Origin of the sequence: Nocardiopsis sp. LOL_012 (genome assembly GCF_048060475.1) — a bacterium.
Taxonomy (GTDB): Bacteria; Actinomycetota; Actinomycetes; order Streptosporangiales; family Streptosporangiaceae; genus Nocardiopsis.
The window spans coordinates 96,835-112,676 of the sequence record NZ_JBHMIV010000004.1 but is presented as its reverse complement, the minus strand read 5'-3'; the positions used below and the strand labels follow the sequence as shown (position 1 = coordinate 112,676).

Here is a 15,842-nt window from a genome sequence, read left to right as displayed (position 1 = left end):
GCCGCGCCGACCAGACCGGTTTCGAACGAAGGAATGTGACATGGCCTCCACCGAGCCCGTCGTCCGCGTGGACGACCTGCGGGTGACGTTCCCGACCCTGGACGGCGACGTCCGCGCGGTGAACGGGTTGTCCTTCGAGGTGCCCGCCGGCGGCGCCCTGGGCATCGTCGGCGAGTCCGGTTCGGGCAAGAGCGTCACTTCGCTCGCCCTGATGGGGCTGCACCGCGGCACCAAGGCGTCGATCACCGGCTCCATCGAGGTGACCGGCAAGGACGTGGTCGCGGCCACCGACCGGGAGCTGCGCCGCATGCGCGGCAACGACATCGCCATGGTCTTCCAGGACCCGATGCAGTCGCTGCACCCGCAGTACACCATCGGCGACCAACTGGTGGAGGCCTACCGCGTCCACCACCCCAGGGCGTCCAGGGCCGACGCCCGCAAGCGCGCCGTCGCCTCACTGGACCGGGTGGGCATCCCCGAGCCGGGCAAGCGGATCAACTCCTACCCGCACGAGTTCTCCGGCGGGATGCGCCAGCGCGTGGTGATCGCCATGGGGCTCATGTGCGACCCCAAGGTGCTGCTGGCCGACGAGCCCACCACCGCCCTCGACGTCACCGTGCAGGCCCAGGTGCTCGACCTGCTCGACGAACTCCGCCGCGACCTGGGGATGGGCCTCATCCTGGTCTCCCACGACCTGGCCGTGGTCGCCGGCTCGGTGGACGAGGTGGTGGTGATGCGCCACGGCGAGGCCGTGGAGCGCGGCGACGTGCGCACCGTCCTGTCCGCGCCAGAGCACCCCTACACCCGGGCGCTGCTCGCCGCCGTGCCCAGGGTGGAGGTCTCCCGAGCCCAGCGCCGCGCCGCCGACCGGGCCGAGCGCGCCGAACGCGAGCGCGGCGCCCAGCGCGCGGAGGGCGCCGCGGCCGCGGAGCAGAGCGGCTTCGAGCCCTTCACCCCCGCGTTCCCCGCCGCCTCCACGGGCGCGGACGGCGAGGCCCCGCTGCTGCGCGTCCAGGACGCCGCCATGTGCTTCAAGGTGCGCGGCGGACCGTGGGGACGCGCCACGGACTTCTGGGCGGTCAAGGGCGTCTCCTTCGACCTGCACCGGGGCGAGACCCTCGGCGTGGTGGGCGAGTCCGGATCGGGCAAGTCCACCCTGTCGCGGATGGTGATGCGCCTGCTGGAGCCCACCCGGGGCCGGATCGAGTTCCAGGGCCGCGACATCACCCACATGTCCGAACGGCGGCTGCGCCCGCTGCGCAAGGACGTGCAGATGGTGTTCCAGAGCCCCTACTCCTCACTCAACCCGCGCGTGACCGTCGGCGACGCGATCGGCACCGCGCTGCGCGTGCAGGGCGAGAAGGACACCAAGAAGGTGCGCCTGCGCGTCCAGGAACTGCTGGAGCGCGTCGGGCTGGAGGCCGCCCACTACAACCGGTTCCCGCACGCCTTCTCCGGCGGCCAGCGCCAGCGGATCGCCATCGCGCGGGCGCTCATCCTCAAGCCCAAGCTCATCGTCTGCGACGAACCGGTGTCCGCGCTGGACGTGTCCACCCAGGACCAGGTGCTCAAGCTCCTGTCCGAACTCCAGGACGACTTCGGCCTCACCTACATCTTCGTCGCCCACGACCTGGCGGTGGTGCGCCAGATCTCGGACCGCGTCGCGGTGATGAAGCAGGGCGAGATCGTGGAGCTGGGCGACAGCGACAGCGTGTACGAGAACCCGCGCAGCGACTACACGCGCAGCCTGCTCAACGCCGCACCGCTGCTGGACCCCGACGAGGCGCGCCGCCACCGCGCCGAGCGCGAGGCCGCCCGCGCCGCAGTCTGACCCGGGCACGGCGCGGGGCCGGTGGCGGCCCGTCGCGGGCGGCCACCGGCCCCGCGCTCACTCCGGGGACGGACCCGCGTGCGGCGAGTACAGCGCCGACAGGAACCGCACCAGCAGCGCCTCGCGGGTGGCCGGGTCCAGGGCGTCCAGCACCGTGTTGACCACCGCCATCGAACCGCCGCCCACACCGGACAGGTCCACACCCACCGCCGACAGCAGTTCGGTGAAGGCCGCGTCGTCCAGCTCCGACAGGTCCATCGCGGCCACGGCCTCCGCCAGCCCCTCGGGGACCGCCACGCGCCCGCGCGCCTTCGGCACCGCCTCGGCCAGGGCGGCCAGCAGGTCGTCCACCCCCGCCAGCGACACCCCGGTCAGCGTCAGGTGCAGGTTGGCGGGCATCCCCGCGTGGGAGAGCTGCGACTGGAGGAACCAGCCGTGCTCGGCCACCGCGTCGGCCAGCGCGAACACGTCCACGCCGTCCTCCCCGGCCAGCGCCACCAGCGGCGCGTCCGGACGGCCCAGCACCCGCAGCCCCCCGATCCGCGCCACCCCCGCCACCAAGCGGTCCGCGGCGGCCATCGCGTCCCGGGCCAGCGTGCGGTAGCCGTCGGCGCCCACCGCCATCAGCGTCGCCCACGCCCCGGCCAGCGGCCCGGCGCCCTTGCTGCTCTGCACGGTCGAGTTGATCACCGGGTACCCGGGCCAGCCCGCCGACGCGAAGTAGGCGGCCCGGCGCGACTCCTCCTCGGCGAACAGCACCACCGAGGCGCCCTTGGGCGCGTAGCCGTACTTGTGCAGGTCCACCGACAGGGACGTCACCCCCGGCACCGACAGGTCGAAGTCGGGGGAGCCCTCCAGCCACGGCAGCACCCACCCGCCCACACAGGCGTCCACGTGGCAGGGCACGCCCCGCGCGGCGGCCGCGGCGGCGATCGCGGGAACCGGGTCGGCCACCCCGTGCGGGTAGGACGGCGCCGAGGCCACCACCAGGACCGTGTCCGGGCCGATCGCCCGCTCCACGGCCGCCGCGTCCGCGCGCAGCGACTCGGGGTCGACCGGCACCTCCACCACCCGCAGCCCCAGGTAGTGGGCGGCCTTGCGGAACGCCGGGTGCGCGGTCGCCGGAAGGACCAGCGCGCCGCGCTCCACCGGGGAGCGGTCCCGGGCGGCCTTGACCGCGAGCATGATCGACTCGGTGCCGCCGCTGGTGAAGATCCCCGGCGTCCCGGGTCCGCCGCCCAGCACCCCGGCAACGGTGGAGACCACCTGCCGCTCCAGCGCGACCGTGCTGGGGAAGGCGGTCGGGTCCAGCCCGTTGACCTCCAGCATCTCCAGGTAGGCGCGGTGCCCGGCCTCCCGCGCCTGCGGCAGGCCCGGGTCGTAGACGTAGGCGGCCACCCGCCCCTCGCGCACGGGCACGTCGCCGCCGCGCAGCGCCTTCAACTCGGCGAGCAGGTCCTCGGCGGACCGTCCGGACTCAGGAAGCATCGTTCTCCTCACGGGTGTGGGCCGCGGCCAGGCGGCGGTAGAGCAGCACCGCCGGAAGGCTCACGGCGAGCAGCACGGCGGGCAGGACGGTGAAGCCGAAGGTCAGGCCGGCGACCGCCGACGCGGGCTGGGCCACCTCGGTCTCCACGTTGCCCGACACGAACGCGGTCGCCGCCAGCACCACGGAGAACAGCCCCGGCCCGAGCGCCATCGCGCCCGTCTCGGCGGCGGTCCACACGCCGGTGAACGCGCCCGACTGGGCCTGGCCGGTACGGACGGCGTCGGCGCGCACGGTCTCGGGCAGCAGCGACAGCGGCAGCAGTTGCAGCGCGGCGTAGCCTACGCCGACCACTGCCAGCAGCGCGAACACCGAGACGGCGGATGCGGCCGTGGCGGCGGGGAAGAGCGCGGCGCACGCGGCGGTGACGGCGAGCAGGGCGGCCAGGTAGCACGGCACGGTGCCGAACCGGCGGGCCGCCGCCGCCCACAGCGGGACACACAGCATGCTCGGCCCCACCACGCACGCGAACATCACCGTGGTCAGCGAGTAGTCGCCCAGCCGGTAGACGGCCACGTAGGGGGCGCCCGCGAGCATCACGGCGATCGCCATCGCCTGGAGGGCGAAGCCGGTGAGCAGGGCGAAGAAGGGCCGGTTGCCTCGGGCGGCGCGCAGCGCGGCCAGCGGCCCCAGCACCCGCTCGCCGGGGCGGCTGGGCACCCACCGGGTGGACAGGGCGGTGACCAGCATGGTCGCGCACATGAGGGCGCCCATGGTCAGCCCCATCGCGGTGTGCCCGGCGCGGCCGCCGCCGAAGGCGTCCACGACCACCGTGGCCAGGCCGCCCGCCGCCAGGATGCCCACGGTGAGGAAGACGATGCGCCAGGAGATCGCGCGGGCGCGCTGGTCCTGGCGGGGGGAGAGTTCGGCGGCCAGCGCGATGTAGGGGACCTGGAAGCAGGAGTAAGCGGTGGCGGCCAGAACGAACATCAGCCCGGTCCATACCAGCGCGGCGGTGGGGGAGGAGAAGGGCGAGGTGAACAGGGCGGTGAACAGCAGCGGCAGGCCGAGGGCGCCCACGAGGAGCAGCCGGGTGCGGCGGCCGGTGCGCACCGCCTCGCGGTCGCTGAGCAGGCCCACGACGGGGTTGCACACCGCGTCCCACACCTTGGCGGCGACGATGACCGCCCCGGCCGCGGCGGCGGGGACCGCCATGACCTCGGTGAGGTAGAAGAGCAGCAGCAGGCCGGGGACGGCGCCGAACACGCCGTTGCCGACCGATCCGACGGCGAAGCCGAGGACCCGGCGCCGGGGCAGGGGGTCGGCGGTGGGGGATGGTGTGATCTGGGGTGATGTCACCCGGTTACGGTATCCGTGCCCGTTTCACCAGGCAAGAGGCTTGCGGGGCTGGCCGGAAGGCGTGTCCGGATCGTGTGGAAGACTGCCCTTTTCCGAGGAGGAGGGAGAGAGGATTCGTGTTCGAGAGGTTCACCGGCCAGGCGCGGACCACGGTGGTCCTGGCGCGGGAGGAGGCGCACGGCCTCTCAGCTCAGCCGGGTCGAGGTTGATCTGCTCTAGCCGTTCCCTGCCGAGCACGCCCCCGTCGAAGACGAAGAGTTGCTTGTCGCCCTCGGCGGGGTTGGGTGCCCAGTCGATGACCAGAAGCCGTCCGATCGGTGGGGTGATCCCCACCTGGCCGTGCACGGGTTCGGCCACGTGCGGGTGTGGCAGGAGCCCGCACCGGAAGCCGACCACGTGGGCACCGTGATCGGAGTCGCTTCCCGGATCGAACCATGACCTCGGACCGGGCAGTGGCGAACCGGCGCCACCGGGAGTACATGCGGGGGCTTCTCACCCGAGCGGCGGAAGGCCTTGGTCTCACCCTGGACGGCGAGGCGGTGTTCGGGTGGCGCGACCGCAGTATCGGCGCACCAGCACACGGCCCTCAGGGGGATCTGTGGGTGCGTGTGACCACCGAGCACTTCGCCTGGGCGCACGGCACCTCTACTGGACGGGCAACGCCGACTCCTCAGCGGTGGCGGGCGTACCCAAACCGGAGATCGTGGGGGTCACCGAGTGGGAGGAGACGCCCGACCGTGTCCGGGCCGAGGCGATGACCCGCCCCCCGGGAGGACGTGCTCGCCGACCGCTGAACTCCACCACGATCCGCAGGTGCCCGCCGCCTGGTGGACCGGCCTGCGAGGTGCGCTCGACCGGATCGAGCGGGTTCCCACGGAGCGGGTGGCGGTCGGCCAGGAGGCCGTCACACGCCGGTTGACGGTGTTCTTCGGCGACGCCGTGGACCCGACCGTCCACGAGTGGCGGACCGCCCACGCCGACCTGCACTGGAACAACCTGCTCGGCCCGGAGCTGGCCATCCTCGACTGGGAGAGCTGGGGCCGCGTGCCCCGGCAGGGCTGGATGCCGCGACCCTGCTCTGCCACAGCCTGTTGCGGCCGGAGACGGCCGGACGTGTGCGGGAGGTCTTCGCCGACCGGCTCGACACCCCGGACGGGGTGCGCGCCCAGCTCTACGTCATCGCCCGTCTGCTGCTGCGTATCGAGCGCGGCGACGATGCGGAACTCGCGGTGCCGCTGCACCGGCACGCCGCCCGGCTGCTCCACGGGTGAGCCGTGGTCGGCTGGGGGCCGAGGTTCGTCCTGGGGCGAACCTTGAACCCGAAAATTCGTCGCAGGGTGAACCTCGACGGCAGGACACACGCGGGGCACGGTCGGCCGGGAGACCCGGACAACGGGGAACCGACCTCGCCGAGGGGAGGGGCGGGGCCGGTTCGGTGGTTCAGCGGTCGGTGCGGAGGGCGGTCAGGAGCGCGGACCACTCGCGGGCGGGGATGTCGAGGTGCCCCAGGTCGCGGTTGCGGGTATCGCGGACGGCGGTGACCTTCCCCTCCGCGACCTCGACACACTCGCCACCACGGCCATCGCTGTAGCTGGATTTATGCCAGGTGCGTGCACTCATTGCATGCCTTTCATGACGCTACGGATAAAACTGATCGAACGAGTGGGTGACAAAGCCTCTGCCTGAAGCGCTCCGAACAGCGCTGACATCTCGTCAACCGCGTCCAGCTTCTCGAAGGTCGCCCCGCCGAGCGTGTGCTCCATGCGCACGACCTTCCTACTGTCTCGCATCGTCATCAGCCGAAACGGAGAGCACAGACCGCAATGTGCTCGGACATCTCCCGGGACCACCTGAAAACGGATCGTACCCTCTTCGGCCAACGCCACGATGTGTCCCAACTGGCTCACCATGGTCTTCTCATCACCCACGATGCGCGTGATGACGATTTCGTCCACGACGAACCACAGGTTCGGCCGGTTCGGTTGGATCTTGGGGAGCCGCTCCGATCGGACTCTCACGAGTTCCTTGATCTCGTCCTCGGAAGCTCCGACCAGACGTGCTCTGATGAGGACTCGTGAGTAGTCCGTTGTCTGCAACAGGCCGGGGATCAGGATGGAGTGGTATTCGCAGATGGCGCGCGCCCTGCGTTCCATCTCCAGAGCGTCCTTGAACCACGGGAGGACGTGGCGGCCTTCGATGACCTCCAGCCATTGTTTCAGCATCTCGCCTTCGGTAGCGAAGATAGTGTCCAATTTTTCCGCATGATCCCTACTTGGAACCCGTGTCGCCCTCTCGATGTGGCCGATCATACCGCCGGTCAGTTGCAGGGACTTGCCCACCTCGGCTTGGGAAAGACCTGTTCGCGCGCGGTTCCTGCGGACTTCACGACCGAACTGTTTCCACTCCTGGTGCACCTTGTCAGTCATGTGACCATTGAACTACAGAAAGTCTTGGCCAACAACGGAAACAAAACCTTCTCACCCTGTTCTGTTGTATCCATGGCATTCTGACCTGCGGTCTTCCATAGTCGTGGGTGTCGCCGGAGGGAGTTTCGGACATGCTTCCGGTGGCGCTATGGCGCGGCTGCCTCGTCTTCCTGTCCCCTCGGCGGGGCAGCCGTACACACTGAAAGGGACAAAGCTTCCCTTGAATGGAAAACGCCCCGAAACCGGTACCAGCGGTCTCGGGGCGCGGATTCCCACCCGCGACCATACCGAGGTGAGAACGACATGCACTCTACCGCCGACCCTCCCGGACTTCCGCGCCGACTGTGCGGCACCGCCACCAGGTCGGGCATCGTGCTCGGCCCGGACCTCCACCACATCCGCGAGGCCCGCCGCTGGGCGGTGCGCGCCACCCGCGCCCGCGCGAACGTCTCCGAGGCGGTGGGCCTGGCCGTGTCCGAGCTGGTCACGAACGCGCTCACCCATACCGCCTCCGGACTGCCCGGCGGTCAGGTGCTCGTCGAACTCCACCGCGCCGCCCGCCTGGAACTGCGGGTGACCGACGACGGCCCCCGCCCCGGCCTGCCTCCCACCCTGCCCGCCGTGCCCGAAGCGAACCCGCTGCGGCCGGGTGGGCTGGGGCTGCGCCTGCTCGAAGGGGTGTGCGCCTACTGGGACTGGACGCGCGCCGCCGACCGGCGCGTCACCGTGCGGGCGGTGTTCCGCCGGTGACGGGCTCTCGCATCGGACCTTGGACCGACCGGTTCGAGGAGCTTCGGCGTGAGGCCGCGCTGCGCGGGTTCGTCCTGAACCGGGGCAGGCGCCTGGTCGGTGCCCTGTACACGCTCACCCCGCCGCGCGGGGAGACACTGATCCTGCATGACTTGGGTGAGGTGGAGCGCCGTCTCGGCCTTCGGGGTCCGACACGGTGAGGCCCCGTCCCCTCAAGGGGACGGACGGGGGAGTACGGCGCGTGCGCCCCCGCCCGCCCCCATGAGGGGACGGGGCCTCATGCCGCTTCCAGGCGCAGCGGCACCGACACCGCGCCGACCTCGGGCATCCGGGCCCCCTCGACCTCGCCGTCCAGGGTGAACAGCCGGGTGCGCTGCAACAGGGTGCGCAGTGCGGTGAGCAGGCCCAGCCGCGCCAGCGGCATCCCCGCGCAGTGGTGCCGCCCCCGCCCGAAGGCCAGGTGCTCGGCGATGTTGGGCCGCCCCATCCGGAAGGTGTCGGGGTCGGGGAAGACCGCGCCGTCGCGGTTGGCGGAGGCGTAGGACAGCGTCACCGGCTCACCGGGGCGGATCGTGCGCCCGTGCAGGGTCTGCTCGGTGGCCACGGTCCGGGCGAACCCCCGGTAGGGGGTGTACAGCCGCAGGAACTCCTCCATCGCCTCCGGCAGCAGTTCGGGCCGCTCGCGCAGCTCGTGCTGCAGGGCCCGGTCCAGGGCCAGGTGGCGGCAGACCGAACCCAGGATGATGGGGGGCGCCACCATGCCCACGACCAGGCACTGGCGCAGCGCGCCCACGACGCCCTCGCGGTCCAGGGGGACCCCGCCGGGCCGTTCGGCCAGCAGCGAACTGGCGGGGTCGCGCTCCACGGGCAGCGGTGCGCGCTCACGCGCGGCCACGAGTTCGCGGGCGATGTCGTACATGCGCCCGCTGTGCTCGTTCACCGCCTCGCGGTCCTGCTCGCGCCAGGCGTTGACCCAGCGGGAGGCGTGGTGGGCGAGTACGGGCGCCGTCTCCGGGCTCAGGTTGAGCCACTCCACGGTCACCCACGCGGGGAACCGCGCCCCGTACTCCTGGGCGATGTCGCCCCCGCCGCGCTCCAGCAGCGGCCGCAGCTCGCGCTCGGCGTGCCCGTTCAGGGGATCGGCCAGGGCCGCCACGCGGGCGCGCTGCAAGGTGCGGTCCAGCGCCCTGCGGTAGGGGGTGTGCTCAGGGGCGTCGTAGTTGAGCGGGGGGCGCCGCAGACCCCGCGGGTCGCTGGGGACCACGGCGCGCACCGAGGAGATGAAGGTCCGCGCGTCGCCCGCGGCGGCCCGGACGTCGGCGTAGCGGCTGAGCGCCCAGTGGCCGCCGTAGGCACCGCTGTAGGCCACCGGGCACTCGCTGCGCAGCCGCGCGTACATCGCGTACACGTCCGCGGGGTCCTGGCTCGCCGACGGGTCGAAGTCGTCGGCGAGGCCGGTGTGCGGGCAGGACCCGCTCATGACGGTCTCCGGGCCGGGGTGAAGCGCATCGGCACCTTGTTGGTGCCCCACTCCGCCCACTTGGCCATCTCGACCTCCCCGGTGACCGCGAAGTCCTCGGTGCGCGCGAGCGCCTCCTCCAGGGTCACGGTCATCATGATGCGGGCGAGCGGGGCGCCGGGGCAGCTGTGCACCCCGCCGCCGAAGGAGATGTGGTCCTTGAGGTTGGGCCGGTCGAACTCGAACTCCTCCCCGTTGGGGAAGACCTCCGAGTCGCGGTTGGCGGAGGTGTACACCAGGGCGATCGGCTCCCCGGCCTTGATGAGGCGCCCGCCGAAGACGACGTCCTTGCGGGCGGTGCGGGCCATGCCCCGGTAGGGGCCGTACAGGCGCAGGAACTCCTCCACCGCGGCCGGGATCCGCTCCGGCCGCTCGCGCAGCGTGCGCGCCAGGTCCGGGTGGCGGTCCAGGTGCACGAACATGTTGCCGATGAAGACGCTGGGCGCGACCATTCCGGTCACCAGCAGTTGGCGCACACAGCCCAGGACCATGTCCGGGGGCAGGGGCTGGCCGTCGTGGGTGGCCTGCATCAGGGCGGTGGTGAGGTCCTCGGCGGGGTCCATCGGGCTTGCGCGGCGCTCGTCGATGACCGCTTGGGCGATCTCGTAGAGCCTGCCGCTGAGCCGTTTGACGGTGGCGTCGTCGACCTGGATGATCGCGGCGACGTAGTGGGAGCTGATCTCCTTGATCAGCGCCGACTGCTCCCGCCGCAGGTTGAAGAACTCGGCGAAGACCACCGCCGGGAACGTGCGGGCGTAGTCGCCGGACATGTCGCCGTAGCCGGCGTCGATCAGGGGTTGCAGCAGTTCCACCGAGGCCTCGCGCACCCTGGGGTGGATGGCGCGCATCTTGCCGGGGGTGAAGAACCGGTTGATCACCCTCCGGTAGGAGGTGTGCTCGGGGGGATCGAGGTGCAGAGGAGGGCGCCGACCGGTGAAGGCGAACTTGGGGACGGTGTTCTGCACCGACGTGGTGAAGGTGTCCGGGTCGCGCAGGACTCGGTTGACGTCCTCGTGCCGGAACAGGGCCCAGAAACCGTCGTAGGTCTGGCTGTGCGCGACGGGGCACTCCCGGCGCATCCGGGCGTAGTTCTCGTGTGCGCTGGTGAAGGTCTCCGGCGCCCTGGGGTCGAAGTCGTCGGTCAGTTCGCGGACCGCGTGTTCGGGGGTCTCCTCGGTGGGGCGGTCGGTCATCGGTGCCCTCCTCTGCTTCTGGTGTTAGTTGGTGCCCAACAGCTCCGCGATCTGCGCGGCCTGTTCATCGGAGACGGCGATGGGACGGTTGAAGGTGTCCAGGCCGTAGCCGTAGGGGGAGGCGGCGTCGGAGATCTCGGCCAGGTGCGTGCTGCCCGCCTCGGAGAGGATGTAGTGGGCGAACAGCGCGGCGGCGTTGGGGTTGGCGGACTCGGCCGACAGGCCCAGCGCGATCTCCGGTCCGGTCGTCGGGCCGGGCAGGACGCCCTCCAGCGGGGCGCCCTCGCCCTGGAGGTTGTTCACGATGGCCTGCACGCCGGGGTGGCCCAGCGAGTCCTCGCCGGCGGCCACGGCCTGGGTGCCGGGCACGGCGCTGTTGTGCCAGGTGGGCTCGTTGGCGGCCACGCCCTCCAGGAACGCGTCGCCGTACTCGTCGCGCATCAGCTGCCAGAAGGCCAGGTTGGCCGGGGAGCTGGAGGGGTCGGCGATGGCGAGCTGGCCCTTGTACTGGGGATCGGCGTAGGCCTCCCAGCTCTCCGGCGCCTCCCCGACCGCGTCGGTGTTGTAGACCATGAGGGTGGGCACCAGGCTGACCAGGGCGGTCTCGCCGTCGTCGACGAGGTAGTCCTGCGGGTAGTCCTCGGGCATGCCCGGGACGCCCGCCTCCGACAGCGGCGTGATCCACCCCTCGGCGAAGGCCTCCTCGTAGAAGGGGGAGTGGGTCAGCAGGAACGCGTCGGCGGCGGGGCTGCCCGTCTCGGCCTCGGCGGAGTAGCGCTGCGCCAGGTCGGAGGAGACCAGGCGGACCGGCTCCACGCTCACGTCGTACAGGGCGGTGAACTCCTCGGCCACGGCACGCAGCAGGTGCTCGTCCGGCGCGCCGTACAGGGTGAGTGAACCCTCCTCCTGGGCGGCCTCGATGAGCGCCTGGAGTTCGGGGTCGTCGACCTGGTTCGCCGCGTCGCCGCCGCCGGTGCCGCCTTCTTCGGAGCCGCCGCCGCAGGCGCTGAGCGCGAGCACGAGCGCGGCGCCCGCTCCGAGCCAGGGGAGGCGGTTTCGGTTGATCATCATGGTCTTCCTCCGGGGGGTTGATTCATCGGGGGGGAACGGACCGGTCGGCGTGTGTCACACGCCGCCGACCCGGGCTCTGGTGCCGGTCCTTCGCGCGGCGAACCGGGTGTAGGACAGGACCGCGACGAGCACCACGGCGGTCACCAGGACCAGCACGGTGGACAGTGCGGCCAGGTCGGCGAAGGAGCCGTTCTCGAAGCGTTCGAGGATGCGGAAGCCGACCACGGAGTTGCTGGTTCCGGCCAGGATCGCCGAGGCGGTCAGGTCGCCGACCATGCGGATGAACAGCATCGCCCAGCCGGCGACGAGTCCGGGCAGCATCAGCGGCAGGTGGACGGTGCGGAACACGCGCAGCGGGGAGGCCCCGGAGACCGCGGCCGCCTCCGGCAGTTCCTCGCCCACGCCGCTGACCGCCGCGTCGGCGGCGATCGACGCCTGGGGCATGTACAGGGCCAGGTAGCCGATGAGCAGGATCACCAGGGTGCCCGAGAGCATGAACGGCGCTCCGCCGAACACCAGCAGGATGCCCACCGCGATCACCATGTTGGACACCGCCGCGGGGAGCTTGATCCCGGCGTCCATGGAGCGGGCCAGGACGGTGCGGTGGCGGGCGACGTAGAGCGCGACGACCGCGGCGCTGAGGATGCCGATGATCCCGCCGACCACGCCCAGCCCGAGGCTGTTGGCCAGGGCCTGCTGGGTGAGCGGGTCGTCGAACACGGTGCGGCGCAGCGAGTCCAGGTCCAGGTCGCCCCAGGCGATGTTCGGGGTCCAGTAGCCGTTGAGGGAGACCAGCACCAGGGCGATCACCGGCAGGATCGTGGAGAAGAACACGTATCCCAGGACCAGGGCGCGCATCGGCCACTTCCAGGCGCCCAGGTCGATGCGGCGGGTGCTGCCGCCCTTGCCGCCGACGGTGGCGTGGTGCCCGCGCCGCAGGATCCAGGCCTGGATCATGTAGGCGATGCCCACGAAACCGACCACGAACATGCTCAGGCCGACCGCGACCTCGGTGTCGGGCGGGTAGGTGAAGGTCAGCAGTCGGACGATCTCCACCGAGAGCACGTCGATGCCGGCGGGGGCGCCGACGATCGCGGGCAGGGAGAACATGCCCGCGCCGAACCACACGCACAGCAGCAGGCCGGCGCCCAGGCTCGGGGCGACCATGGGCAGGGTCACCTTGCGCATCGTGCGCCACACGCTCGCCCCGCTGAGCCGGGAGGCCTCCTCCAGGGAGGAGTCCAGGTTGCGCAGCCCGGCGGAGGTGGTCATGAACACGAAGGGCACGGCGTAGAAGGCGAACACCATGATGACGCCGTACCAACTGTGGATGTCGAAGGGGCCGCTCTCCATCTCGATGCCCACGAGCCCCACCGCGTCGCGGATCCAACTGTTGAGCAGGCCCGCGTTGGGCGAGAGCAGCATGACCCAGCCCACGGCCCCGGCCACCGGGGGCAGCAGGAACGGCAGCAGCGGCAGCGAGTCGGTGAGCAGGCCCATCCGGGCGTTGGTCCGCTCGTTGAGCCAGGCCAGCAGGGCCCCGATGACCCAGGCCGCCAGGCTGCTGCCCACGACCACGATCACCGTGTTCAGGAGCAGCTCGCCCAGGCCGGGGTAGCTGAGGGTCCGGGTGATCGGGCTGGCGGTGAAGGCGCCGTCGACCCAGAACAGGCCGACCGCGACCCGTAGCAGGGGCACCATGACCAGGGCGACGAGGACGCCGCCGATGATCAGTCCGGCCTTCTCGAAGGAGGAGCGGTCGCGCAGGCGGCGGAGCGGGCCGCGTGCGGGCGGCAGGGGAGGAGTGGGGGGTGCGGGGGCGGTCGCGGTGCTCACACGTCCTCCAGCGGCATGACGAGGGTGTCGGCCTCGGCGGCCTCGACCCAGACCTCGGAGCCGTGCTCCTGGAGGGCGGCCCCGGCGCTGCGCACCCGCAGTTCGCGTCCGGCGGCGTCGACGACCTGCTCGGTGTAGGCGCCGACGAACAGCGAGGCCTTGACCCGGCCCCGCAGGCGGTTGGCTGCGACGGGCTCGCCGGTGGTCAGGGTGCCGTTCTCGGGGCGCCACATGGCCGCCGCCCGGTCGCCCACGCTGAGGCCGCCGCTGACGCGGCCGGTCAGGGTGCCCAGCTCGGTCTCGACCTCGGCGGTCTCGCCCTTGACGGCGGTGACCCGGCCCGGGCACTCGTTCATCGTCCCCACGAACGAGGCGACGTAGCGGTTGGCGGGCTGGGTGTAGACCTCCAGGGGCGGGGCGAGCTGCACCAGGCGGCCGGAGTCCAGGACGGCGATCCGGGTGCCGAGCTGCATCGCCTCGTCCTGGTCGTGGGTGACGAAGACCGCGGCGAAGCCCAGTTCGCGCTGGAGGGAGACCAGTTCGACGCGCAGTTGCTCGCGCACCTTGGCGTCGACGTTGGACAGCGGCTCGTCGAAGAGCACCAGCGAGTCGCCGCCGACCAGGGCGCGGGCCAGGGCCACGCGCTGCTGCTGGCCGCCGCTCATCTGGGAGACGTGGCTGTGCTCCAGTTCGGGGATACCGACCATCTCCAGGACCTCCCGGACCCGCCGGGCGGTCTCGGAGCGCGAGATGCGTGCGCCCTTGCGGGACTGGAGAGGATAGGCGACGTTGCGGAAGGCCGTCATGTGCGGCCACAGGGCGTAGGACTGGAAGACCATGCTGACGCCACGCTTCTCCGGCGGTACGTTGACTCCGTGCTCGGGAGAGAACTGCGGCCTCCCGGCGAAGCTGATCGTGCCGGCGTCCGGGGTCTCCAGCCCGGCGAGGGAGCGCAGCAGCGTCGTCTTGCCGCATCCGCTGGGGCCGAGGAGGACCAGGAAGTCCCCGGCGTGGACGTCGAAGGAGACGTGGTCGATCGCCTTGACGGGGGAGCCGTCGCGGCGCTGGAACTCCTTGACGAGCTGTTCGACCCGGACGACGGGTTCACGGCCGTCACTGGGGGAGGGGTGGTTCATCGACGGCCCTCCTAAGGGCGGTGCGGTGCGGGGGCGGAAACTGTGGTGCAGGACACTATCGTCTAAATTGTGTCGGTCGTCAAGATTTTGACGTACTTCATTCGCGACGCCTGTGCAGGATGGTCACCCGGGGTGAGAACGGCTGGTCGGATGACCGGGTAGCCGGGCGACGGGCGGACGGCTCTTACCTGTGGTGTTCGTCGGAGTGCCGAGGGGAGCCGTTCTCGGCGTCGCGCAGGCGGCGTGCGTCGGCGGCCCTCTCGAACGGAGTGTCACCACTGGGATGTTCCGCGAGTGACTCGTACAGTTCGGTGATCCCCGCCAGGCGGTGGCGGGCCGACAGCTCCGCGAGATCGGGGGAGATCCGCCCGACCACCTGGCGGAACCGCAGTTCGGCGAGGGTACCCAGCCGCTCGTAGATCCCCAGGAACACCTGGTAGGCCCGGTCGCGCTCCCAATCGGCGGGCAGCAGCTCGGCGGGCAGGTCCGGGTCGGTCTCCTCGAAGCGGCGCCACCGCGCCCCGACCACGGTGCGCACGCGCAACGCCTCGGCCGGGTCCACACGGCCGGCCTCGGCGCGTTCCAGCAGCGGTTCGTAGTGTTCGGCGAACTCCCGGTAGCGCCGTGTGTAGGGGGCCAGATCGAAGGCCCGCTGCAGCCGTTCGGTGCCCCCCGCCTCGGTGGAGCGCAGCACGGTCGCGGTGGTGGTGCCCAGCTCGTCCAAGGCATCCGAGACGCCCTCCACCCGGTCGTGCGGGGTGACCCACACTCCGTCGTAGAGCGGCGCGAACCGCAGGACGCGCAGCCGGGAGCGCAGCTCTGAGCGCAGGGAGCGCTCCCTTTCTGGCACGGAGAAGACCACCACGGTCCACAGGCCGTCCCACGAGGGCGCAGAGGCGCCGAAGGAGAGCATGCGGTAGGCATGCTCCACGATCACCGCCGCCGAGCGTCGCGGGATGCCGTAGGCGGTGGTGCGCCCGTTGCGCTCCACCGTGAGCAGGCCGCGGGCGGCCAGGCGCCGCAGCGCCGACCGGGCTCCGGCGGGGGTGACGTCGAAGTCGCCGAGCAGCTCCACCAGAGCGGCGGAGGGCAGGTGCTCCTCGCGCCAGTGCCAGAAGTCGCCGAGCAGGGCGCGCAGCAACTGCTGCGGCTTGGCGTCCTTGGGGCCGGGGGCCGCCGGGTTCACCGCTCTCGCCCCCTCATCGGCATCGGTGCGGTCGGAGACGGGTGGCCGC

General features: G+C 71.6%; 14 protein-coding genes and 1 pseudogene. 4 read left to right on the top strand and 11 right to left on the bottom strand.

The features are described from left to right. Window positions 1-40 precede the first annotated feature (40 nt). The gene (locus tag ACFHWE_RS04130) at window positions 41-1,831 is read left to right on the top strand and encodes an ABC transporter ATP-binding protein (RefSeq protein WP_416599246.1); all 1,791 of its coding nucleotides are present in this window, start codon (window positions 41-43) and stop codon (window positions 1,829-1,831) included. A 57-nt stretch (window positions 1,832-1,888) separates the two neighbouring features. Here the strand turns inward: ACFHWE_RS04130 and ACFHWE_RS04125 are convergent, their stop codons facing one another. The 3 genes from ACFHWE_RS04125 to ACFHWE_RS04115 all read right to left on the bottom strand — a co-directional run bounded on the left by ACFHWE_RS04125 (window position 1,889) and on the right by ACFHWE_RS04115 (window position 5,072). Then, a complete protein-coding gene (locus ACFHWE_RS04125; protein ID WP_416599245.1) occupies window positions 1,889-3,319 on the bottom strand; it encodes a pyridoxal phosphate-dependent decarboxylase family protein in 1,431 nt (476 codons plus the stop codon). Beyond that, a complete protein-coding gene (locus ACFHWE_RS04120; protein ID WP_416599244.1) occupies window positions 3,309-4,676 on the bottom strand; it encodes an MFS transporter in 1,368 nt (455 codons plus the stop codon). The genes ACFHWE_RS04125 and ACFHWE_RS04120 overlap by 11 nt, the downstream gene beginning before the upstream one ends. 129 nt (window positions 4,677-4,805) lie before the next feature. Then, window positions 4,806-5,072 (bottom strand): hypothetical protein, encoded by a 267-nt coding sequence (locus tag ACFHWE_RS04115; RefSeq protein WP_416599243.1) that lies wholly within the window; start codon window positions 5,070-5,072, stop codon window positions 4,806-4,808. Window positions 5,073-5,110: 38 nt separating this feature from the next. Between ACFHWE_RS04115 and ACFHWE_RS04110 the strand changes: the two are divergent. Then, window positions 5,111-5,947 (top strand): annotated as a pseudogene (locus ACFHWE_RS04110) (aminoglycoside phosphotransferase). 169 nt (window positions 5,948-6,116) lie between these two features. Here the strand turns inward: ACFHWE_RS04110 and ACFHWE_RS04105 are convergent. After that, complete coding sequence (locus tag ACFHWE_RS04105) at window positions 6,117-6,296, bottom strand: DUF397 domain-containing protein (protein ID WP_416599242.1); 180 nt, start codon at window positions 6,294-6,296, stop codon at window positions 6,117-6,119. Next, entirely contained in the window at window positions 6,293-7,102 is an 810-nt protein-coding gene (locus tag ACFHWE_RS04100; RefSeq protein ID WP_416599241.1) for a helix-turn-helix domain-containing protein, read from the bottom strand. Before ACFHWE_RS04100 ends, ACFHWE_RS04105 begins: the two co-directional genes overlap by 4 nt. A 303-nt stretch (window positions 7,103-7,405) precedes the next feature. Between ACFHWE_RS04100 and ACFHWE_RS04095 the strand changes: the two genes are divergently transcribed. After that, complete coding sequence (locus ACFHWE_RS04095) at window positions 7,406-7,852, top strand: ATP-binding protein (RefSeq protein ID WP_416599240.1); 447 nt, start codon at window positions 7,406-7,408, stop codon at window positions 7,850-7,852. Continuing rightward, a complete protein-coding gene (locus ACFHWE_RS04090; RefSeq protein WP_416599239.1) occupies window positions 7,849-8,052 on the top strand; it encodes a hypothetical protein in 204 nt (67 codons plus the stop codon). Before ACFHWE_RS04095 ends, ACFHWE_RS04090 begins: the two co-directional genes overlap by 4 nt. 77 nt (window positions 8,053-8,129) lie before the next feature. Here ACFHWE_RS04090 and ACFHWE_RS04085 read toward each other — a convergent pair whose 3' ends face one another. The 6 genes from ACFHWE_RS04085 to ACFHWE_RS04060 all read right to left on the bottom strand — a co-directional run bounded on the left by ACFHWE_RS04085 (window position 8,130) and on the right by ACFHWE_RS04060 (window position 15,793). Continuing rightward, window positions 8,130-9,332: a cytochrome P450 gene (locus ACFHWE_RS04085; protein ID WP_416599238.1), complete on the bottom strand. Its 1,203-nt coding sequence runs from the start codon at window positions 9,330-9,332 to the stop codon at window positions 8,130-8,132. Then, window positions 9,329-10,564, bottom strand: coding sequence for a cytochrome P450 (locus tag ACFHWE_RS04080; RefSeq protein WP_416599237.1), 1,236 nt, complete (start codon window positions 10,562-10,564; stop codon window positions 9,329-9,331). Before ACFHWE_RS04080 ends, ACFHWE_RS04085 begins: the two co-directional genes overlap by 4 nt. Window positions 10,565-10,588: 24 nt before the next feature. Beyond that, window positions 10,589-11,635: an ABC transporter substrate-binding protein gene (locus tag ACFHWE_RS04075; RefSeq protein ID WP_416599236.1), complete on the bottom strand. Its 1,047-nt coding sequence runs from the start codon at window positions 11,633-11,635 to the stop codon at window positions 10,589-10,591. Window positions 11,636-11,689: 54 nt separating this feature from the next. Then, window positions 11,690-13,471, bottom strand: coding sequence for an ABC transporter permease (locus ACFHWE_RS04070; protein ID WP_416599235.1), 1,782 nt, complete (start codon window positions 13,469-13,471; stop codon window positions 11,690-11,692). After that, the gene (locus ACFHWE_RS04065) at window positions 13,468-14,607 is read right to left on the bottom strand and encodes an ABC transporter ATP-binding protein (protein WP_416599234.1); all 1,140 of its coding nucleotides are present in this window, start codon (window positions 14,605-14,607) and stop codon (window positions 13,468-13,470) included. Before ACFHWE_RS04065 ends, ACFHWE_RS04070 begins: the two co-directional genes overlap by 4 nt. A gap of 184 nt (window positions 14,608-14,791) precedes the next feature. Then, window positions 14,792-15,793, bottom strand: a complete 1,002-nt coding sequence (locus tag ACFHWE_RS04060; RefSeq protein ID WP_416599233.1) for a PaaX family transcriptional regulator C-terminal domain-containing protein — start codon at window positions 15,791-15,793, stop codon at window positions 14,792-14,794. Between the last annotated feature and the right edge of the window lie 49 nt (window positions 15,794-15,842).

Excerpts from the sequence above, each read along its gene's own strand:
- ACFHWE_RS04130 (WP_416599246.1), top strand. The coding sequence starts at position 41 with ATGGCCTCCACCGAGCCCGTCGTCCGCGTGGACGACCTGCGGGTGACG.
- ACFHWE_RS04125 (WP_416599245.1), bottom strand. The coding sequence starts at position 3,319 with ATGCTTCCTGAGTCCGGACGGTCCGCCGAGGACCTGCTCGCCGAGTTG.
- ACFHWE_RS04105 (WP_416599242.1), bottom strand. The coding sequence starts at position 6,296 with ATGAGTGCACGCACCTGGCATAAATCCAGCTACAGCGATGGCCGTGGT.
- ACFHWE_RS04100 (WP_416599241.1), bottom strand. The coding sequence starts at position 7,102 with ATGACTGACAAGGTGCACCAGGAGTGGAAACAGTTCGGTCGTGAAGTC.
- ACFHWE_RS04095 (WP_416599240.1), top strand. The coding sequence starts at position 7,406 with ATGCACTCTACCGCCGACCCTCCCGGACTTCCGCGCCGACTGTGCGGC.
- ACFHWE_RS04085 (WP_416599238.1), bottom strand. The coding sequence starts at position 9,332 with ATGAGCGGGTCCTGCCCGCACACCGGCCTCGCCGACGACTTCGACCCG.
- ACFHWE_RS04080 (WP_416599237.1), bottom strand. The coding sequence starts at position 10,564 with ATGACCGACCGCCCCACCGAGGAGACCCCCGAACACGCGGTCCGCGAA.
- ACFHWE_RS04075 (WP_416599236.1), bottom strand. The coding sequence starts at position 11,635 with ATGATGATCAACCGAAACCGCCTCCCCTGGCTCGGAGCGGGCGCCGCG.
- ACFHWE_RS04065 (WP_416599234.1), bottom strand. The coding sequence starts at position 14,607 with ATGAACCACCCCTCCCCCAGTGACGGCCGTGAACCCGTCGTCCGGGTC.